Annotated in this window: 18 protein-coding genes; 9 read left to right on the forward strand and 9 right to left on the reverse strand. The window is 56.8% G+C overall.

Annotated elements, in window-relative coordinates:
- Positions 1–441: 441 nt before the first annotated feature.
- The gene (locus PVA19_RS13385) at positions 442–1,698 is read left to right on the forward strand and encodes an arsenic transporter (protein WP_274102879.1); all 1,257 of its coding nucleotides are present in this window, start codon (positions 442–444) and stop codon (positions 1,696–1,698) included.
- A 423-nt stretch (positions 1,699–2,121) separates the two neighbouring features.
- On the opposite strand, the gene PVA19_RS13390 is transcribed toward PVA19_RS13385, so the two are convergent.
- Positions 2,122–2,325 carry a cold-shock protein gene (locus PVA19_RS13390; protein ID WP_062426870.1) on the reverse strand — a complete coding sequence of 68 codons (204 nt, stop codon included), beginning with the start codon at positions 2,323–2,325 and terminating at the stop codon, positions 2,122–2,124.
- Positions 2,326–3,439: 1,114 nt separating this feature from the next.
- Between PVA19_RS13390 and PVA19_RS13395 the strand changes: the two genes are divergently transcribed.
- The 3 genes from PVA19_RS13395 (at position 3,440) to PVA19_RS13405 (ending at position 5,933) form a co-directional block, all read left to right on the forward strand.
- Positions 3,440–3,607 (forward strand): hypothetical protein, encoded by a 168-nt coding sequence (locus PVA19_RS13395; protein WP_274102880.1) that lies wholly within the window; start codon positions 3,440–3,442, stop codon positions 3,605–3,607.
- A gap of 568 nt (positions 3,608–4,175) precedes the next feature.
- On the forward strand, positions 4,176–5,204 hold the full coding sequence (locus PVA19_RS13400) for a four-carbon acid sugar kinase family protein (protein ID WP_274102881.1): 1,029 nt from the start codon (positions 4,176–4,178) through the stop codon (positions 5,202–5,204).
- A 3-nt stretch (positions 5,205–5,207) separates the two neighbouring features.
- The gene (locus PVA19_RS13405; RefSeq protein ID WP_062426885.1) at positions 5,208–5,933 is read left to right on the forward strand and encodes a FadR/GntR family transcriptional regulator; all 726 of its coding nucleotides are present in this window, start codon (positions 5,208–5,210) and stop codon (positions 5,931–5,933) included.
- Positions 5,934–6,008: 75 nt separating this feature from the next.
- Here PVA19_RS13405 and PVA19_RS13410 read toward each other — a convergent pair whose 3' ends face one another.
- The 3 genes from PVA19_RS13410 to PVA19_RS13420 are packed head-to-tail and all read right to left on the reverse strand — an operon-like array spanning position 6,009 to position 9,275.
- A complete protein-coding gene (locus tag PVA19_RS13410) occupies positions 6,009–7,121 on the reverse strand; it encodes an iron-containing alcohol dehydrogenase (protein ID WP_274102882.1) in 1,113 nt (370 codons plus the stop codon).
- A gap of 5 nt (positions 7,122–7,126) precedes the next feature.
- Complete coding sequence (gene pdxA / locus PVA19_RS13415; RefSeq protein WP_274102883.1) at positions 7,127–8,083, reverse strand: 4-hydroxythreonine-4-phosphate dehydrogenase PdxA; 957 nt, start codon at positions 8,081–8,083, stop codon at positions 7,127–7,129.
- A gap of 1 nt (position 8,084) precedes the next feature.
- Entirely contained in the window at positions 8,085–9,275 is a 1,191-nt protein-coding gene (locus PVA19_RS13420; protein ID WP_274102884.1) for a sialidase family protein, read from the reverse strand.
- Between the two features lie 332 nt (positions 9,276–9,607).
- Between PVA19_RS13420 and PVA19_RS13425 the strand changes: the two genes are divergently transcribed.
- From PVA19_RS13425 to PVA19_RS13445, 5 genes are all read left to right on the forward strand, one after another.
- The gene (locus tag PVA19_RS13425; protein ID WP_274102885.1) at positions 9,608–11,119 is read left to right on the forward strand and encodes an ABC transporter substrate-binding protein; all 1,512 of its coding nucleotides are present in this window, start codon (positions 9,608–9,610) and stop codon (positions 11,117–11,119) included.
- A gap of 95 nt (positions 11,120–11,214) precedes the next feature.
- The gene (locus PVA19_RS13430) at positions 11,215–12,129 is read left to right on the forward strand and encodes an ABC transporter permease (RefSeq protein WP_274102886.1); all 915 of its coding nucleotides are present in this window, start codon (positions 11,215–11,217) and stop codon (positions 12,127–12,129) included.
- Between the two features lie 12 nt (positions 12,130–12,141).
- Positions 12,142–13,065, forward strand: a complete 924-nt coding sequence (locus tag PVA19_RS13435) for an ABC transporter permease (protein ID WP_274102887.1) — start codon at positions 12,142–12,144, stop codon at positions 13,063–13,065.
- A complete protein-coding gene (locus PVA19_RS13440) occupies positions 13,058–14,677 on the forward strand; it encodes an ABC transporter ATP-binding protein (protein ID WP_274102888.1) in 1,620 nt (539 codons plus the stop codon). Before PVA19_RS13435 ends, PVA19_RS13440 begins: the two co-directional genes overlap by 8 nt.
- Positions 14,678–14,703: 26 nt before the next feature.
- Positions 14,704–15,594 (forward strand): dihydrodipicolinate synthase family protein, encoded by an 891-nt coding sequence (locus PVA19_RS13445; protein ID WP_062600725.1) that lies wholly within the window; start codon positions 14,704–14,706, stop codon positions 15,592–15,594.
- A 394-nt stretch (positions 15,595–15,988) separates the two neighbouring features.
- On the opposite strand, the gene kdgD is transcribed toward PVA19_RS13445, so the two are convergent.
- From kdgD to PVA19_RS13470, 5 genes are all read right to left on the reverse strand, one after another.
- The gene (gene kdgD / locus PVA19_RS13450) at positions 15,989–16,894 is read right to left on the reverse strand and encodes a 5-dehydro-4-deoxyglucarate dehydratase (RefSeq protein WP_274102950.1); all 906 of its coding nucleotides are present in this window, start codon (positions 16,892–16,894) and stop codon (positions 15,989–15,991) included.
- Between the two features lie 25 nt (positions 16,895–16,919).
- Entirely contained in the window at positions 16,920–17,894 is a 975-nt protein-coding gene (locus PVA19_RS13455; RefSeq protein WP_274102889.1) for a mannonate dehydratase, read from the reverse strand.
- A 96-nt stretch (positions 17,895–17,990) separates the two neighbouring features.
- A complete protein-coding gene (locus tag PVA19_RS13460; RefSeq protein ID WP_274102890.1) occupies positions 17,991–18,794 on the reverse strand; it encodes an NAD-dependent epimerase/dehydratase family protein in 804 nt (267 codons plus the stop codon).
- The gene (locus tag PVA19_RS13465; protein WP_062442729.1) at positions 18,791–19,678 is read right to left on the reverse strand and encodes an aldose epimerase family protein; all 888 of its coding nucleotides are present in this window, start codon (positions 19,676–19,678) and stop codon (positions 18,791–18,793) included. The genes PVA19_RS13460 and PVA19_RS13465 overlap by 4 nt, the downstream gene beginning before the upstream one ends.
- Positions 19,665–20,852, reverse strand: coding sequence for a galactarate dehydratase (locus tag PVA19_RS13470; RefSeq protein ID WP_274102891.1), 1,188 nt, complete (start codon positions 20,850–20,852; stop codon positions 19,665–19,667). The genes PVA19_RS13465 and PVA19_RS13470 overlap by 14 nt, the downstream gene beginning before the upstream one ends.
- Between the last annotated feature and the right edge of the window lie 98 nt (positions 20,853–20,950).

Raw genomic sequence — 20,950 nt, forward strand, 5'->3', positions numbered from 1 at the left:
CGGGCCTCGACCTGGAGCATTTGATGTGGAAGGCTGAGCCTATAGCGCTACTGCTCTCACCCGCTTGGGCACAGTAAGGTGCTCTCCGATTTTGGGCCAGCGTGAGCTGAAATTTTACGGGGTTTTGGCCCAGGTCGGTGGGGGTGCCAATGAGCCGTTCATCAGCGAAATCGGAACCTTATTACCAATTGCGCTATGTGGCGATGTGACTCGTGGCTTTAGGATCCAGCGCGGTTCAAAGCGCCTGCTCGGTATCATGTTGTAGATTGCTTTTGAACCTAACGCGTTTTCAAGGCAAGCCTAATGAAGGGTTTCGGCTGTTCTCGCAGTCGGCGGAACCTGTTGCTGATGATGAAGATGTGATGTATCGGGGTCGGCTGGAAGATCCAGATTCTCGCACTATTTGGCAGTTGCGCCTCACTAATATCAAGGACGAATCCTTTGACTCAGAATGCGATCGTATGGGGTATCGCGGGGCTGACAGCGGCTGGTGTGATTACCAGGCCGTTCCGTTGGCCGGAGGCCGTTTGGGCGGTAGTTGGTGCTGTTCTCCTTCTCCTTTTCCAACTGATTGGGCCTGCCGATGCGCTCGCAGGTGTTGCTAAAGGGATTGACGTCTATCTCTTCCTGATCGGCATGATGCTTTTGTCCGAGTTGGCTCGCAAAGAGGGCCTTTTCGATTGGATTGCTGCGATTGCGACGTCCTATGCCAAGGGTTCGCCCAAGCGCCTCTTTGTGCTCGTCTATATGGTCGGCCTTTTCGTGACGGTGTTTCTGTCGAACGACGCCACTGCGGTCGTGCTGACGCCAGCCGTCTATGCAGCCTGCCGTGCGAGCCGGGTTCGCGATCCGATGCCTTACCTCTTGATCTGCGCCTTTATCGCCAATGCTGCGAGCTTTGTGTTGCCGATCTCCAATCCTGCCAATCTCGTGATCTTCGCTGGCGGCGAAATGCCGCCTCTGTCGCGCTGGTTGGCAACGTTCTTGCTGCCATCGGTCGTTTCCATCGTCGTAACATTCATATGCCTCTATTGGACGCAAAGGCGTGCCTTGTCGGAAGAGAGCCTCGCTGCCGCTGCGGACCGACCAGTCCTTAGCCGTAGCGCCAGCCTTGCAGGATGGGGCATCGTGATCACCGCGATCGTCCTGATCGTTGCATCTGCCCTGCATGCTGACCTCGGTGTTCCTACCTTTGTTGCCGGGATGATCACGACTATCCTCGTTCTTTTGCTGACACGGCAGAGCCCCGCAGAGACGATAAAGGGTGTCAGCTGGAGCGTCCTGCCGTTGGTGGCAGGGTTGTTCGTCATCGTCGAAGCGCTTGACCGCACGGGTGTGACGACCATTCTGGCCAATCAATTGGTGTCTTTGGCTTCGGTGTCTGATGGTTATGCCGTTGGCGTGGCCGGGACGTTTGTCGCTGTCATCTGTAATCTCGTCAACAATCTGCCAGCCGGCTTGCTCGCCGGAAGTGTGGTTCAGGCAGCGCACGTCTCGGACAAGGTCGCAGGTGCGATTTTGATTGGCGTTGATCTCGGCCCCAACCTTTCGGTCACAGGCTCACTGGCGACGATCCTGTGGCTGTCGGCCCTTCGTCGTGAGGGTCTCGATATCAGTAGCTGGAAATTTCTGAAGCTCGGTACGGTCGTGATGTTCCCGGCACTCATTATGTCGCTGGCGTCGCTCGTTCTGCTTTGACGCGCGGATGGCAAGAAGTGGGGTTGGCGTTTCTACGGCACCCTCGGTGTTCTGATCGTTCTAATCGTCCGAGTGTGGATTTCAGTCGTTATTTGATGGTTGGCGCTGAAATCGACGCCGAGCTTGAGCATCAAACGTGAAAGGATCCAACGACTGGCGTGCCCAAGCCCACGCTGGAGCGTGGCGCGTTCGTTGCTGATACAGCTAATGAAGAAGGCTAGCGACGGCAGTCGGTGCTTAACTAAAACGAATTTTGCAACGAGCCTAGAACAGCGTCGTGCGCAGGAGCGCTGCTGGCCTTTGGTGCTACGATAAGTGCTCCGGCGGCATACACGCAATTACTAACCGCGTGGAGCGGTTGGATTAGGCACCAATCGACCAGAAACGGGTGGCCCCGACAAGGTTGACGGGGCCATTTCTCTTTCACAGAACAGTAACGTTTTCGGCCTTCGATTTGCCGGTCTTGCGATCCTGGCCGACATCGTAGCTAACCTTCTGACCGTCGGTCAGAGCGCCGCCGAAGCTGACCGCGGAGATGTGAACGAAGACGTCTGGGCCGCCGTTGTCTGGTGTGATGAAGCCAAAGCCCTTATCCTGTGCGAAAAATTTAACTGTGCCGGTTGCCATGATGTCCTCGTATGTTGATCACGAGGTTACCGCAATATCGCCTATCAGGCTGAACTTCAAGTTTTTCCGGGTTATGTTGGGATCGTGAGATCCGCGCAACCACAGCCTCAGTAGAAGTTCGATGAGACAGCCACCGTCTCGTGTGGAGACAAACTGATAAGGCGGACGGAGTAAAACGTCGACGGATCGAGTATGAATCGACCCAGTGCGTTCGGTTGCAGGATTTAAAGCTTCCTACGGGTCTCTGAGGTGAGCTGAAGAAACCGTCAAATTTTCCCTTTAAAATTTCTTGAAAATTGCCTTTTTTCTTGAGGCCAAAGCGGAATTTGAGCGCCTGTTTGCAGGTCGGCCAGCGCTGGACCTCGATAATGTTGTTGATCTTTCACGCACTCAGAGTTTGCGCCAAAAGATCCTGCGTCCAAAAAATGAAAGTGACCACTAAGCAATCCGACTTGCGTTTTACGTCGGGAATATATCCAACTGCTCATTAGAGGGTGGGCCGAGAATAGCTTGGGTGTCTTTCTTGTTGAGTGGTTGGCAAAGCAAGAACGCGGTCCTCGTGATTTTGAAAAGCGCTGGTGTTGCTGAAGCAGCCTTGAAGCGTGAACCGAATACGCCCTGAACCCACTGCTATTGGTTTCCCGCATTACGGCGGCTGCGTATGGCTCTTTCCTTGGGTGTAGATTTTCGGTGACTGGCATTCCAGTATTCTGACGTTTGCCGATTGGCGAAGATGGAACTGGGAACGACAAAGATGGTTAGTCTCGTTCACTTGGAGACAAAGTTATGAAGATTTTCAGCGCGGTGATTTGCATATTGTCTGGCGGCATTCTAAGCGGTTGCGTAGACGATCGCGGCTACCGCGGGACTGGGTATTCTGCGGGCGCGGGCCAAAACCGGTCATGCGGCAATGGTGAAAATGATATATCCCACCCCTATGCCGGGATTTGCGACTGGCGCCGCGAAAACGGTCGGGACTGGGCTGACAGCGGAGCGAATAATAGTATCTACCGTCGCAATCGATGACGTCAGATGTAGAGTTTCCCTGGCCGACCTGAGACTTAGAGAATTGATGCAGCTTGCGTCGTCTGCAGCCCTAGCAGGAGGCGCCGAGTTGAAGGCGCATTTCGGCGATGTTTCGCGCGACGGTGTTCAACGAAAAGCTTTGGGAGGCTATGCATCCAAAGCAGATCTCGCCGCCGAAAAGGCCATTGCCGTTATTCTGGCAGAGGCAGGGGACCATTACGGCTTCGTAGGTATTCACAGGCGGCGTTCCCGTTGATGGCGGGTCACTGCTAGCGGGCACTTCGTCGATGCTTTTATGGCTCAAGAGCAAGTTTCGGCATCGGTGAACACGCAGTTGAAAACACCTCGAGACTGAAACTGAGCGTGCCGGGCTACGTCCGCAATGTCATCCGTCTGCTCTCGAAGGTAAATTTCAGTTAGAAATTAGAATCCTTTGTAAAAGCACGGCTTTTACAAGTCTTTTTCAGACACCCCCCCGATCAAAGATCTTGCGTTTGATCACGCAATCCCGCCGCAACCTGTTAGGGCATCTTAGCGCTCATTCTCCACGAGACCTAAGGGCTTCCGGCTCCATTTCTAACAAGAGCGGCGCACCCATTTGCTGCAGATTCCGATTGCTTCGAAAGTTTTCTTAGTCGCCCCTTTGCGGCACTCTTCCTCCCGGTCGCATCATGCTCGGCGATCAGATGGTAGCAGTGGATGAATCAGGCCTGATCCCAGGAACAAGTCTGTCTTTAGAAGCGATATGTTGTAAGCTTTCAATTGCATTGAACTGAAAAGAAAGCCATATTTATTCCGAAAAGATAACAACAAGGATGGTATTTGTGCTCGTCATCGTTGCCGACGATCTTACCGGCGCACTTGATACGGCTGCCCCTTTCGCGGCACGAGGGCTTCACACCGAAGTGGTCCTGCAAGCGAATGATGTCGCCAAGGGCGTAGCACTTTTCCCGGATGTTCTCTCGATCAATCTGGCATCTCGCGATGGATCTTCAGAAGATGCCTTTGACTTGATGCAAGAGCTTGTCGGACGTCTTCCCTCCAACACCCGCATGTTCAAGAAGGTGGACTCAAGGCTGAAAGGTCACATCGCATCGGAACTCGATGCTGTTTCCTTTGTTCGTGCATTAGTGGCTCCCGCGATCCCAACATTCGGCCGGGTAGTGCGCAACGGGAATGTGGAAGGTTTCGGGGTAGCAGAGCCGCTCTCCGTCGCCAGCGCCCTGAAACATCACGCGCACCGTGCAACAATTCCTGACACGGTGACAGAGAATGAACTAGACGCAGCCTTGCAACGAGCCGAAGAAATCGATGTCGATCTGCTTGTCGGCGCACGAGGTCTTGCCGAGGCGCTGGCGCGCAAGATGACAAAGGTATCCAGGGGACGGCAGGTATCTCCGCCGGTCGGTCGGGGCCTCTTTGTCATAGGCTCGCGTGACAGGATTACTCTCGATCAGGTGAAAGAGCTCCGCCAGTGCGATGGCGTTGCCTACCATCCTGCACCGAACGGCACCTTGCCGGAGGGGCCAATCACGCCAGCGTCCTTGCTGCTGGTGCAGGCAACCGAGGGGGAGTTAGGCTTATCGTCCGAGGAGGTCTCGAGAAGCCTTGCGCACAGTGTACATCCCCGTTTAACCAGCGAGGCGTCCACTCTGCTTCTGTGCGGCGGGGCAACGGCAGAGGCGGCTCTTGCCGCGATGGGCGTGACACACTTCCGGCTAGAAGGCGAGTGTATGCCCGGTCTTGGCCTGGCATATGCCAACGGCCAATGTATAATTTTGAAATCTGGTGGCTTTGGAGAGCCTGACACTCTCGCAAAACTGGCTAGGCAAATTGTTCACGGCAGGAGCTAAAGAATGGGACTGCAAAGCGGAACGGCGCGCAAAAGCCTCGCGGACCTTGTCTTTGAGCGTATGCATAGAGCGATCAAGTCCGGCTCTTACCAACCAGACGAGAGGTTGCCGACAGAGCACGATCTGGCGATCGAATTCGAGGTATCGCGCCCGATCATACGCGAGGCGCTGCGGCGTCTACGGGATCAAGGGTTGATTTACTCGCGCCGTGGTGCAGGAAGCTTCGTTCGCTCTGTTGGCATGAAACAACCGCTCGGCTTCGGGCAGCTCGAAAATGTCGCCGATCTCTTGAGCTGCTACGAGTTTCGTCTGACGCTCGAGCCGGCAGCTGCGGAAGCCGCTGCGACACGTCACACGCCAGCAACGCTCGGCGCGATCCGCGAGGCCCTTGAACTGATGCGTGACGCTACCAATCGTCAGGCCCACCGGGAGGACGCTGATTTCCAGTTCCACCTTGCTATCGCGCGGGCCGCGAACAACACATATTTCTCGACTGCGATGGAAGCACTGAAAGACCATATCGCTGTCGGCATGCGTTTTCATGGCGTATCGGTCAAACGTGACAATGCCGGCCTTTCTCGCGTGTTTGCTGAACATGAGGCGATTGCCAATGCTATCGCGACGGGTGAAGGCGCGAAGGCAAAAGAGCTGATGCACATGCATCTGACCGGGTCGAGGGCTCGTTTGTTTCAAACGAGCGCGTCTCTCGCAGCGTTGGCGGAGGGATGACTGAAACGGTCGGGGCTATCGCGAGAAATAAAAAAGGGGCTCGCAAAGCCCCTTTTTCTTCAGTAAATATATTTTTTAGTAGGCCGCTTTGTAGATCGAAAGAACGTCGTCAACGCTCATGTCAGCCGGATTGTTGTCCATCAGACGGCGATTGGAGTGTGCTTCGGTCGCGTAAGCGGCGAGAGCGTCGTCCTTGGCGCCGTGACGTGAAAGCTGCATCTCGATGTTGAGATCGGTGCAGAAGCGCCGTCCATTCTCCAAGATTGCTTCCGGCGAACTTGCTACGAAACCGAGGGCCTCTGCCACTTCTGCCGTTTTGTCGCGAACGACGGGCTGGTTGAAGGCGAGCACGTGTGGAAAGACGATGGCATTGGCAAGTCCGTGGGGAAGGCCAAGCCGAGTGCCGAGCGGGTAGGCGATGGCATGTCCTGCGGCAGTATTGACCGGGCCGAGGCAGATGCCGCCGTAGTAGGAAGCAAGCATCATGGCTTCGCGAGCTTCAGTGTCGGACCCATCCTTGACGGCGCGTGCAAGGTATTTTCCAACGAGGCGAAAGCCCATGCGCGCAAAGCCGTCTATCATTGGGTGAGCGCGCTTGTTGGTAAAAGCTTCCACGCAATGCGCCATGGCGTCCACGCCCGTTGCTGCCGTCACGGCTGGCGGCACGCTGAAGGTGAGTTCAGGATCCAGAACCGCGATGTCGGCAATCATATGCGGGCTTTCGACCGCGATCTTTGCGCCTTTGACCGGATCGGTGATCAGCGAACGAATTCCTGCTTCCGATCCTGTGCCCGCCGTGGTGGCGATTTGGACGAGCTGTGTGTTTCGGGCGGCGACGCGGTTTGGACCCGCCACATCTGTAAGCGTCTGCTCGCTGTCCCACAACGCTGCAACCAGCTTTGCCACGTCAAGGACGGATCCGCCTCCGAGCCCGATGACCACATTCGGCTTGACTTTGCGCGCAATCGCAATCGCAGCCTCAAGCGTTGCCACCTCGGGTTCGCCCGGGATCGCGTCGAAGATTTCGACTTTCCCACGCAATTGTAGACGATCGATAAAGCCGGCGGTGATGGCCGTCGCAATCACGAGTGTTGCTTGAGCATCGCCGACGAGCCCGCCGACTTGCCCAATCGTACCCGCGCCAACCAGCAGGCGACGTGGCTGGTGAAGAGTGATGAAAGCTGTCATCGGCGTTATCCTTGATGGGCTCGGCCAGCAACCAGCTTGCGGGCATAGGCGATGGCGGAGTTCATGTTGCCATGATTGGCGATACCCTTGCCGGCAATGTCGAAGGCGGTGCCGTGGTCAACCGATGTGCGATCGATTGGCAGTTCAACGGAAACGTTGACCGCCGTGTCGAAGGCCACAAGCTTGATCGGGATGTGACCCTGGTCATGATATTGGGCGACTACCAGATCGAAGGCGCCGGAATAGGCGCGATGAAAGACGGTATCTGCGGAAATCGGTCCTTCGACATTGATGCCTTCGGTCTTAGCCGCAGCAACTGCTGGCGCGATCTGGTCGTCGTCTTCGGTCCCGAAGAGGCCGTTCTCTCCACAATGCGGGTTGATCCCGGCCACCGCAATGCGGGGGCTTTCATAACCGATGCGCTTGAGGTGTTTGTCGCCGGCCCGAATGGTGGCAAGCACGCGTTCCGTCGTCGAGCGGCGGATCGCCTCCTGCAGCGAAACATGGGTGGAAACATGGATTACTTTCAGGCGCTCGGAAGCGAGCAACATATAGGCCGCACTGGAGCCAGTCAGGCTGCGCAACATGCCTGTGTGGCCATCGTAGTGATGACCTGCAGCGTTGAGCGCCTCCTTGTTGATCGGAGCCGTGACGATGCAGCCAATCGAACCGGCTTCCGCGTCGCGGACGGCCTTTTCGATGAAGCGGAAAGCGGCGTCGCCTGCCGCTGGACTGAGTTTACCCCAGGGAAGAGGCGCGCCCTCTACATCGATATCGATCACATGCGGGGTCAAGTCGATGGAAAGGCCCAGTGCCTTGCGTGCGGCTTCAAGTGTGGCGAGATTGCCGTAAATACGTGTGGCTGCGCGATCTTGCGCCGACATCTCTGCCAAGGCTCGAACCGAAATCTCAGGACCCACTCCGCAGGGGTCGCCCATGGTGATGCCAATAATGTCGCTCATGTCAGTCTCCTGTGCCGGTGCGGTCCCAGCCTGCGGGCAGGTGGACATATTTGATCGCGCGTCGATGATAGGTGTAGGCGATGTGCAGGCTTCCATCCGGATCCGACAGGAGCCACGGATAGGACATTTCCAAGTTGCGTCCATCAATGGAGTCGTTCGACAGGCAGGTGCCGGAGCCGTCCTCTATCAGGATGCGCTGGGGAAAGGTCTTGCCACCATCGGTCGAGAGGCACACGCTGACCGGCGCGCGAGGAACGCCCCAGACCGGAACGATGCCGCCTGTCGGGTCCGCGTCCGGTCGCCCGTCGTCTTCCCCGAGTTCGTCGTAGAGCGAAGCCCGGCGATCGCTCGACGCCTCGTGATTGACGGGGTTACAGATTAACGCGATCCGTCCATCCGAAAACGTAATTGCTGCGATCGAGGAGTTGTTGTTGGGGAGGTCGGTGGGCGCCGGCACAGTCCAGCTACGGCCTTCATCAGTGCTTTCAGTACGGAAAACGAAATCAGCCTGGCGTCGGCGGAAGAAGGCGGCAGACGCGCCGTTGCCGATCGACACCGGCGACATGTGAACGCAGCCGGTCGATTGCGACAGCTCTTCCAGGCGCCATGTCTGGCCGTTGTCGTGGCTGACCCCGACGGCAGCGGTATCATGACTGCCATTCCATTTTTGGCCGGGACGCTGAACGCAACGAAAGATCGGAAGCAGCCACGCGCCATCGCGTCTGATCATAAGTGGTGCGCGCACAAAGCATCCACGGGGAAGGTCAAGATATTGGCCTTCCGAAGAGAAAAGCCGTGTTGGATCAGCAGGGTCAACCACAAGCTCGGCCATGCGAATACGGCATTCGTCCTGATTGCCAGAGGGCTGTGAGGTGTGGAAAAGAATAAGCCGTCCGTCAGGCGCCTGAAACAGGACAGGGTTCTGTTCTGAGTGATCGGGGTCAAAACTCAATCTCTGCGCTGAACCCCAGGTGGAGGCGTTCTTCCTCAGGACGGATGCGTAGATCGAGATGTCGGACTTGCCTTCAAGAGAGCCGCCGAACCAGGCGCAGATCAACGAGCCGTCTGCCTGGCGATGCAGGAAAGCAGCGTGGTTCTGGATCATGGGCGATGGAAGAAAGGCTTCGCTGCGTCCGTCACTTATTTGCGTCAGCGCACCAGTCATTCGCCGTGCTATCTCGTCTGGGGTCATAATAGGCTCCTCTCCCTGTCCGAGATCGATCAAATTTCCAAAGTTGTCAAGTTTATTTATGTCGAAAAAGATAAATGTTTCGCTGATGTAATCCAATAAATATCTGAAATTAAATAATAAATATAGTTCGCTTTTCCCTTTATATTTTTACATGATGATTTCATTTGACAAGATGTACGTCAACGTGGATGCTCTGCGCCATGCTGGAGTGAGGTCGTCGAAGAAGGTTGGCCTCCACATCCTGGCCATTCAAACATCCGTGCGACGGTTGCCGCTCGCTCGTTCAGGCTCCGGCCTGTCATGCATGGACTTCATCGGGGAGGAGAACAAAGATGAAAAGGACTGCCATTTCCTGTGCTCTGGCACTTGGCACGATCATGACGAGTGCATTTACGCCAGCCTATGCGGGCTCCGGTCCAATCAAGGTGGTGCTGGCCGAAGAGGCGGACCTGCTTGAACCATGCATGGCCACCCGATCGAATATCGGTCGCATCATCATGGAAAATGTCAGCGAAACGCTGACTGAACTGGATGTGCGTTCCAACAAGGGCGTCATGCCGCGCCTGGCGGAAAAGTGGGAGCAGAACGCGGATGGCAGCTGGCGCTTCCATCTTCGCCAGGGTGTAAAGTTCTCCGATGGTTCAGGCTTCGATGCCAAGGATGTCAAGCACAGCTTTGACCGTATCATGAGCGATAAGAACGCTTGTGAGTCCCGCCGTTATTTCGGTGGCATGAAGGTCACGCCGTCGATCGTCGATGATTACACCATCGATTTCAAGGCCGATCCGGTCCAGCCGATCCTCCCGCTTTTGATGACGTTGGTAACGATTGTTCCGGAAGAGACGCCACTCGAATTCATCCGCGAGCCGGTTGGTACCGGCCCCTACAAGCTCACCAACTGGACGCCAGGCCAGCAGATCGTTCTGAGCGGCCGCGACGACTATTGGGGCACCAAGCCTGAAGTGACGCAAGCGACCTATCTGTTCCGCGCAGACCCCGCCGTTCGTGCCGCGATGGTTCAGGCCGGCGAAGCTGACCTTTCACCGTCTATCTCGCAGCTCGACGCGACGAACCCGAAGACTGACTTCTCCTATCTCGACAGTGAAACGGTCTATCTGCGTCTCGACCACAATATCGCCCCGCTCAACGACGTTCGTGTACGCCGCGCGCTGAACCTTGCAATCGACCGCCAGGCTTTTCTCGGCACGTTGGTGCCGGAAAGCGCCGTGCTGGCGACGGCGATCGTGCCGCCAACGACACTCGGCTGGAACAAGGATGTGAAGGTCTTTCCGTTCGATCCCGACGGTGCCAAGAAGCTGCTTGAACAGGCCAAGGCAGATGGCGTGAAGGTCGATACGCCGATCACCATTATCGCGCGCTCGGCAAACTTCCCGAACGTTACCGAAATCATGGAAGCCATTCAGCAACAGTTGCAGGATGTCGGGTTCAAGGTCGATCTGAAGTTCGTGGAGGTTGCAGAGCACGAACGCTATTATTCGAAGCCATTTGCCAAGGATCGCGGTCCGCAGATCGTCGCTGCCATGCACGACAATTCCAAGGGCGACCCCTCCTTCTCGATGTTCTTCAAATATGCCTCTGAAGGCACGCAGTCCGGCTTCTCCGATCCGAAGGTCGACGATCTGATCAAGCGTGCTTCGGCGGCTGTCGGCGATGAGCGCGCCAAGTTGTGGTCGGAACTGATCGCCTACCTGCATGATGATGTGGTGGCCGACGTGTTGCTCTTCCACATGGTAGGATTTGCCCGGGTGTCCGAACGTCTCGACTTCAAGCCGACGATTGCAACGAACTCGATGCTGCAGCTTTCCGAGATCAAGATCAAGTAAGACCTCATCAGTCAGAGATGGCGGCCGAAGCCGCCGTCTCGTTTGCACAATGCGCGGCGAAATGACGTCGCCGCACAGGTTTCTCCGAGGACGCCATGCTGAGTTTCATTCGAAAACGGGCCGTGGCCAGTCTGATCTCATTGGTCGGGCTGATCGTTATGGTCTTCTTTCTCTCCCGCCTGACGGGCGATCCCGCAGCGCTTTTCCTTCCGGTCGAAGCTTCTGCCGAGTTGAAGAACCAGTTTCGCGAATTGCATGGCCTCAACGATCCTTTGCTTGTCCAATTCGGTCGCTATGTCGGTGACGTGCTGACCGGCGACCTTGGAGAATCGTTGCGCAAAGCCCGGCCTGCACTCGATGTGGTGCTGGAAGCTTTCGTCTGGACCTTGTGGCTTGCGGTCAGCACCATGACGCTCGTCACCGTCGCGGCGATTGTCGTTGGCTCTTTCGCCGCCTTCCGTGTCGGTGGGTTTTTCGACCGCTTTTCGTCCATCGTCTCGCTGATCGGCGCGTCTGTGCCGGATTTCTGGCTGGCAATCGTTGCGATCGTGGTCTTCGCCGTCAATCTCACCTGGCTACCGACATCGGGTACGGGCTCAATCTGGCATTGGATCCTGCCGATCGGCGTGCTTTTTGTGCGCCCCTTCGGCATCATCGTTCAGGTTGTGCGCGGGTCCATGATCACCGCGCTGTCGTCTGCCTACGTAAAGACGGCGCGCGCCAAGGGCGTCAAATCCGGTCCGATCATCTTCATCCATGCGCTGCGCAATGCGATGTTGCCGGTTATCACCGTGCTGGGCGATCAGGCTGCAAGCTTGCTCAACGGCGCGGTCATCATCGAAACCATCTTTGGTTTTCCCGGAGTCGGAAAGCTGATGATCGATTCCATCCTGCAACGCGACTTCAACGTCGTTCTCGCCGCCATTCTGGTCACGGCTGTCGCGATCTTCATCATGAACCTCCTGATCGATCTCGCTTACGCGTTTCTCGATCCACGGATCCGGCATTAGGGAGGGAAGACAATGACTGATGTCACGACTGCCACGGATATCGCGCACGAGCCGCCCTTCAATCAGCGCATGTTCCGTATGCTCCTGGCGGACAAGTTCGCTCTCGCCGCTGCGATCTTTCTCGTATTCATCATCATTCTGGCAGTGATCGGCCCGAGCTGGCTTGGCGATGTTGCGACGAAGCAGAACTTGCGCGGCCGAAACGCCGCACCCTTCGACTTCGAAAAGGCGTGGGTCTGGTGGATGGGCGCCGACGCGCTCGGCCGTCCGCTTCTCGCCCGCATCCTCGTTGCCACCCAGAACACCTTGATGGTGGCGGCGGGTGCGGTCTTGATCTCATCGATCATCGGCACTGCCCTCGGCCTGATTGCAGGTTTTTCGTCTGCACGCGTCAATCAGGTCATCATGCGGCTTGCAGATGTGATCATGTCCTTCCCGTCGCTTTTGATCGCCGTTATCGTCCTCTACATCTTGGGATCGTCGATCCTCAATCTAATGCTCGTTCTGGCGATAACTCGCATCCCTGTCTATCTCCGCACCACCCGCGCTGAGGTTCTGGAAATTCGCGAACGCATGTTCGTTCAGGCGGCACGGGTGATGGGCGCTTCCAACAAGCGCATTCTGTTTCGCCACATCCTGCCCGTCGTGCTGCCAACGCTGACGACGCTCGCCACGCTTGATTTCGCCTATGTGATGTTGGCCGAAAGCGCACTCTCCTTCCTCGGCATCGGCATTCAGCCTCCTGAAATTACCTGGGGTCTGATGATCAGCCAAGGACGGCAGTATCTGACCAATGCGTGGTGGCTGTCCTTCTGGCCGGGACTGGCGATCATTCTGACGACCATGTCGCTGAACCTCCTGTCCAACTGGCTGCGCATCGCGCTTGACCCTGTGCAGCGCTGGCGTCTTGAAATGAAGGGCCGCACGAATGGCTGATCACCTGCTCGAAGTTCGCAACCTCTCGGTCGAGTTCCACACCGTAAACGGCGTGGTCAAGGCGGTGCGCGACATCTCCTACCATCTCGACCGCCGTGAAACACTTGCGATCCTTGGCGAGAGCGGTTCTGGCAAGTCCGTCTCTTCGTCGGCGATCATGAACCTCATCGACATGCCACCTGGCCGCATCACATCTGGCCAGGTATTGCTGGATGGCGTTGATCTTCTCACTATGCCGCCAGCCCAACGGCGAGAAATCAATGGTCGCCGCATTGCGATGATCTTTCAGGATCCGCTGAGCCACTTGAACCCCGTTTATACGGTCGGCTGGCAAATCCGCGAAGCACTGACGACCCATGGCACTGATGATGCCAAGGCGAAGGCCGAGGCGCTCCGATTGCTTGGCCGTGTCGGCATTCCGAGCCCGGAAACGTCACTCGACAAATATCCCCACGAATTTTCCGGTGGCCAGCGCCAGCGCGTGATGATTGCCATGGCGCTCGCATTGCGCCCGGATCTTCTGATTGCCGACGAGCCGACGACGGCGCTCGATGTCACGGTTCAGGCCGAGGTTTTGGCTCTTCTCAAGGAGCTTCAACGGGAAACCGGCATGGCGGTGCTGATCATCACCCACGATCTGGGCGTGGTCGCCGAAATTGCGGACCGCGTGGTGGTGATGGAAAAAGGCGTGCTGGTGGAATCCGGGACGGTGCGCGATGTCTATAAGAACCCGCAGCACGCATACACGAAGAAGCTGATTTCCGCGGCACCTGGCAAGGGCGAAATGCACGCGCCGCTTTCAGGTGGCGAGCCTGTACTGAAGGTGCGCAATGTCCGCAAGACCTATGGAGCCTTCGAAGCGCTGAAGGGAGTTTCCTTCGATCTTATGGCTGGCGAAACCATGGCTGTCGTCGGCGAGAGCGGATCGGGAAAATCTACACTTGCGCGCATCCTGCTTAGGCTGGACGAGCCCGATTCTGGTCAAGCTTTCTGGAAGGGCAGGGACCTCTTCACTCTCTCAGCTGCTGAACTCTATAAGCTGCGTCGCGATCTACAGATGGTGTTTCAGGATCCGACGCAATCGCTGAACCCGCGAATGACGGTTTATCAACTGATCTCGGAGGCCTGGGTCATTCACCCTGACATCCTGCCAAAAGCGAAATGGCGCGAGAGGGTGGCGGAACTTCTGACTCAAGTGGGCCTTGAGCCCGAACATATGGGACGCTATCCGCATCAGTTTTCCGGCGGCCAGCGCCAACGCATCGCTATCGCACGGGCGCTCGCGCTCGAGCCGCAATTGATTATCTGCGACGAAGCGGTCTCAGCACTCGACGTATCGGTGCAGGCGCAGGTCATTGCGCTCTTGGACAAGCTGCGCAAGCAGATAGGGATTGCCTTCATTTTCATCGCCCACGATTTGCCAGTGGTGCGCGATTTCGCCGATCACGTCATGGTCATGCAAAAGGGTGAGGTGGTCGAAATCGGTACAGTGCGGCAGATTTTCGAGACGCCGCGGCAGCCCTACACGCAGGCGCTGCTTGCCGCGGGCCTCGATCCAGACCCGGATGTCCAGACGGCCCAACGCGCTGCGCGCCTTGCTCGTGCATCCTGATTCATAATTCTGAGGAGTATCTCATCATGTCGAAAAAGGCCTTCGTCGCTCTCGTCACATGTTTCAACGAGGACGAGACCATCAATTTCGAGGCCACGCGCGCGCAGGTGCGCCGACAGGTCGAGGCTGGCAACAACATCATGTGTGCCGGCACCAATGGCGATTTCTCCGCGCTGACCTTCGACGAAAAGGTCAAGCTTGCCGAGGCCGTGGTCGATGAAGTCAATGGTCAGGTTGACGTAATCGTCAATGCAGGTATGCCGGCGACATTTGAGACGCTGAAGCTTGCACGCGAATTCGACCGCATTGGTGTCAATGCAATTGCTGTCATCACCCCCTTTTTCATTGCTTGCACGCAGGACGGACTAATCCGGCATTTTTCCACAGTTGCCGATGCGGTGAAGACGCCGATCTACCTCTACGACATTCCGGCCCGCACGCAGAACCACATCGAGCCTGAGACTGCACGGACGCTTTCGGCACATGGCAATATTGCGGGGATCAAGGACAGTGGCGGAGCAAAGGAGACGCTGGAAGCCTACCTCGCGGTCGCCCGCGACGTACCCGGTTTCGAAGTCTACTCCGGTCCCGATCATCTGGTGCTCTGGTCGCTACAAAATGGTGCAGCGGGCTGCATCTCTGGCTTGGGCAACGCCATTCCCCAGGTGCTGGCGGGCATTTTGAACGGCTTCAACACTGGCGATATTGCCAAGGCGGAGCGCCAGCAGGCTCTGTTCACCGCCTTTCGCACAGACCTTTATGCGCTTGGATTTGCGCCTGCCATGGTCAAGCGAGCGCTTTACGTCCAAGATGCGTCCGTAGGGGCCAGCCGTCAGCCTGCGCTTCTTCCCAATGCAGAACAAGATGCAGAAATCGCCGCTATACTGAAGCGTTTCGACATTATCGCCGGCGCCTGATCGCCACCAAATCTGTAATTCTCCTGCGTTTTAATGCTGATTTTTTACTATCGGGACCGACGAAGGACAATAGCGCTCCAGTTACTGGCGAACATAACGGGATTTTCGCGTCCGACGAATAGCCGCAGATAGTAACGCCGAGGAGACTAGCCACCTGCCTCGCGCCACGGAGCACGCGCGGGGGCCAGGGAGGGCATGACGGCGTCAAACCCCGAAAAAATCCAGCTCCGGCTGGCCCAAAATCGGGTAGCACTTCACAACGCAATGGGCCGTTTCGATCTAGTGGGCCGCTACGGCAACCTCGAAATCGAAATCGAAATCGAAGTCGCAGTCGCAGACGGGATCCATTCTCTTCATTGCAAACTTGACTGTGTGCTTCTCAGCAGCAGAACAATCAAGCCGCTGCCTTGACGATCTGTTTGAGGAGCGCGAATTCTTCTGCTGTCAGGTCGGTCAGTGGGGGCCTCACCGGTCCGCACTTGCGTCCACGTGCCTGTAGACCTGCTTTAATAATCGATACGGCGTAGCCTTTCTTTCGGTTGCGCAGTTTGGTCAGCGGAAAGAAGAAATCCTTCAATATCTGATTGGTGATGTCGGTTTCGCCGGCACGTAGCGCGCTGTAGAAACGCTGAGCGAGCTCCGGCACGAAGTTGAAGACGGCAGAGGAGTAGGTTGTTACGCCGGCTGCGAAATATGCCGTAGCGTAAAGTTCGTGCGTTGGCATTCCGCCGATGTAAGTCAGCCGATCGCCGAGCATCGTCGTGATCTCGATTACCCGGTCGACTTCGCCATAGCCATCTTTGAAACCGATCAGATTTGGGCAGATATCACAAAGTCGCGCGATGCTTTCCGCTGATAGCACGATGTTGTCTCGATTGTAGACGACGACCCCAACGCCAACTGCGTCGCAGACGGCCTTAACGTGAGCGACGAGACCGTCCTGTTCGCAGAGCATTAGGTAAGGGGGCAAAAGCAGGACGCCGTCAGCACCAGCTGCCTCCGCAGCCTTTGCCATCTCCACGGCCATGGCAGTTCCGTAGGCCGCACCACCGACGATCGGGGTATTCACGGACGTGGCCTTGGCGACCTTTGTGACATAGGCCGCCTCCAACGGCGTTAGGGAGAACAGCTCGCCGGTACCACCAGGAGCAAACAATACTGCTGCGCCGAAGCCGTCAAGCCAGGCGATGTGCTCTCGATAGGCGTCCTCGTCGAAGGAGAAATCGGTATCGAATGTTGTCACGGGAAAAGAGAGCAGTCCGCTGCCCAGAGCCGTCTTGAGTTCGTTCGGGTCCATAATATTATCCTGATTGTAGATGTTGGGGTCAGTAGGTCTCTAGTGCCTGAAGCAGGGCTGTGGTGTAGCCGTAGCAAAAGGCGAAGGCGACGCCCTGGGGGTCGCGACCGCTGATCGTGGGGACATGGTCCGGCATAATCATGTACTGATAGCCGACCTCCTTGTAGACGCGTAGCGAGCGTGCCATGTCCATGTCGCCCTCGTCTGGGAAAGTCTCCATGAAAGAAAGCTTGCGACCGCGGATGTTGCGGAAATGCAGATTGAAGATTTTCTCGCGCTCGCCGAACCAGCGTATGACGTCTTCGATTTCTTCGCGTGGATTATCCAGCATCTCACCCACTGTGCCTTGGCAGAAATTCAGGCCGTGATACGGACTTTCGCGCATGGTCACGAACTTTTTCAGTCCATCAACAGTACCAAGGACGCGCGTGACTCCTTTGTAGCCTGGCGGGGTATAGGGATCGTGCGGATGGCAGGCAAGGCGGATCCTGTTGGCTTCGGCAACGGGAACTACGCGCTCGAGAAAATAATCGATGCGCTCCCAGTTCTCGTCCTCTGATAAGGCTCCCGCCAGACCGGGCGCTGTGTTCTGATCAATCTTGTCCCAGCGAAACGACGCGTTCATCGATCCCCCTCGACCGGCCTCGTCTGGCGTGCGAGGAATACCGATAAGGTTGAGATTGTACTTGGCGGCGGGGACGCCGACGGCTGCGAGGTCTTCAATCAGGGTGCAAATCGCATCGATTTGCCGATCGCGATTGGGCCCCGCAAGCAGGATGTCCGGATAGGTGGCTGTCTCGATCGGGCTGGATGGGAGCGGAAGCTGGATCATGTCCAGTTCAAGGCCAAAGCTTTCGACCTTATCGCGCAGCCGCTTCAGATCGTCCCTATTCCATGCGCCCAGCGGACCATCAGGGTCCGCGCAAATGTGCTTGACGCCTAGCTGTGCCCACATGCGGTAGTCATCATCGTCGCGCGCGGCGAGCTGTGTTCCTACATACATACCGTTCCTCCTCAATTGGGTGGCTGGCTGCAAGCCGCTAAGGACCTATTTTTGAGAGCTTAGTGGGTGCCGGCCTCGGATTGTCATTCTTCTTTCTCAGACTGGCGGCTTATTGGTAATGATCGGGAGTTCGGTGAAGCGACCACCTTGTCTGGTGACCAGTGGATCATCTGCCGATGGAATTCCTTCAGCCTCGATCGTTTCGCGCCAGTTTTCGGCAGAATCTCGTGGCTGCCAGCCCAACCAGGCGGCGTTTGAATTGTCCCACCAGCTAGCAGGATTTGATGAAACACCCCAGATGACGGGGCAGCCGAGCACTGGGACAGTGAAGACGTGTTCGGTAAGGGTGGCGAAATCCTCGTAGGATAGCCAACTGGATAGCATCCGATAATCGACCGGTTCTTTCGTGCAAGAGCCGATACGAACCGATGCTGTTTCCTGACCGAACTTGTCGAAATACATGCGAGCCAGCAACTCGCCATAACCTTTTGACACGCCATAGAGCCCGTCTGGCCTAAGCGGCTCATCCGCTCCCAGCCTCTGCGTTTGCGGATAAAAGCCGACCGTGTGGTTCGAAGAGGCAAAGAGAATGCGCGGATGTCCATGTGCCCGGGCGGCCTCGTAGAGATTATACACCCCAATAATGTTGGCGTGGAGTATCTCATCGAAGGGCCGTTCCACGGAAATTCCGCCCAGATGGAGAATGCCGTCGCAATCTGCGACCATGGCGTTTACGGCTGCTGCATCCGCTAGGTCGCACTGAATGCATTCTTCGCGGTCGTGCTCAGGCGTCAAGGTAACGATATCGGCCAGGCGAATCGCGTCTGCAAGACCGGACAGGCGTTTGCGCATAACTCGGCCGATTGCACCAGCCCCGCCTGTGATCAGAAGACGTTTCATGAGGGCTCTCCGTGTTTGATAGAGGTGATGGACATTCTGATGCGGCCGGACAGATGCTCGCCTTGTCCGAGCACGGCGAAGCCTGATGCTTGTCTTTCGCTCTCTGGCAATCTTAGTACGCCAGCGGCTGCAGAAACCGGCTCAAGGCAGAGGTAGCGCTCAGTTCGATGGACGGCGATGTGACCGAAAATCGGGTCGGCAGAGATCACTAATTTGGCTTCGTCACGCAGCAACTCCGCCCTCTTCCAGTTGCAAAAGTGCAGCGTATAGCCGGACGAGGCCGGGATCGTCGCATAGTCATGGTGAACCGGAACAGAGCTGATCGGCATGTTCAATCGATCGAGCACGTAGGCGGCAGTCGCGTCGGTATATGCCTTATTGTCAAGACTAGCCTGGATATAAGGATGCCATCCGATAACCGCCGGAGCAGGATGATCTGCGCGGTTCAGAAGCTTCAGCTTTATGGATAATCCTTGATCGTCTAGAGTAAACGTCTGCCACGCGGTGAAAGAAAACGGCCATTCATCATCGGTCCGGTAATCAAGCCTGAGCGTCACACGATCGCTCGCTTGCTCCTCGATACGCCATCCGCGCCGATGGGCGGGGCCATGCATGGCATCGCCTGCGAGCGCCGGGTGAGGGACGACGGTGTAATCTCTTCCAAGATGAGAGAAGGCTGCGCCAGCCACTCTGTTGTGATAGGGAAACAGAGGATAAGCTCCAGCCTTCGGCCAGGTCCATGGATCGAACTCCGTCTCATGCGTTGGAACAAGAATATCGCCGAGTTCAGCATGGACAAGATGCGTCAAACGACCGCCCCATCCAGGAGCAAAGCGGGCCAACAGAGGCCCACTGGCGATTTCGACCATATCAGGCAAAGGCATAGGATCCATCCGGACGCTTGGGAACGCGCCGCTGCCAGTGGATGTAGCCGTCTTCTTGCATAGCCTGTTCATCCATTTCGACGCCCCAGCCCGGCCGGTCGGGGCGGAGTTCGAGATATCCGTCCTTTGGCAGGTACGGATCGATGACATAGCGTGTCGTCTCCTCCTGCTTGTGAACCTCGGTCCCGCCGTAGATGTATCCTTGTCCCTTCGGAAGACGATATTCGAGGATCTTGAAGTTCTGCTGGGCAGCTGAGAAATGCACGTTGACGGCGGTTGCGAGCGGTCCCATCGGGTTGTGAGGGGCAATACCGACGAAATGGGCCTCCGCCAAAGTGGCAATACGGCGCATCTCCGAAATACCTCCCACCACGCAAATATCCGGCTGGATCAGATCGGCGCCCTTGACCTGCAAAAGGCGAAGGAACTCGTTGCGATTGTAAAGGCTTTCGCCAGTGGCCAGAGTGCAGTTCAGCCCCTGTTTCAGATCGCCATACATCTCGATGTTTTCGGGACGTAGCGGCTCCTCGTAGAAAAGAGGATCGTATGGTGCCAACGCGTTTCCTAGCTGACGTGCTGCTGCGGGCTCGAAAATCTTCGCATGCGCGTCGAAGGCGATTTCGTAGTCGGAACTGACGTTTTCGCGCAGCGAGCGGAAATACTCGGCGGAACTACGCACGACCTCGCCCCAGCGGTGCCTGTGCATGTCAATCCGCCATGGGCTAAGCTTGAATGCGGTAAACCCCCACTCGGCGTTCAGCCTGTCGAGTTCTTCCTTGGCTGCCGGGACATCCGGTGCCGTATAAACGCCGGCATAGACCTTGATCCGGTCACGGACTTCGCCACCGAGTAGCTTGTAGACTGGCACACCCGCGGCCTTGGCCGCGAGATCCCAAAGGCAGTGATCGAGGCCCGAAATGGCAGACAGACCAAGCGCGCCGGGCGGGAACCGGTTTTGCTGCAGCATGAGATTATAGAGATACTCTACCCGCGTCGGGTCCTGACCGGCAATGAAGCCGTAGAGATAATCGAGGATGGGTGGCAAGGCGAGATCAGGTCCGTGGTTGTAGCACTCGCCCCAGCCAGTCAGGCCATCATCTGTATCGAGTGCAACAATGACACGGGGCCTATCCTTGTCGCGGGTGACGTACACCCGCATCCGATCAATTTTCATTTTCGTCTCGTCCTTAAGCTTTGAAATATTCAATCCATGCAATGCGCGTCTGCATGTCGAGCCTTGCCGCAGGTTCCGGTATTGCAGGATTTGGCGCT

The sequence above is a fragment of the Agrobacterium sp. CNPSo 3708 genome (assembly GCF_028674915.1).
In the GTDB taxonomy this organism is placed as follows: domain Bacteria; phylum Pseudomonadota; class Alphaproteobacteria; order Rhizobiales; family Rhizobiaceae; genus Agrobacterium; species Agrobacterium cavarae.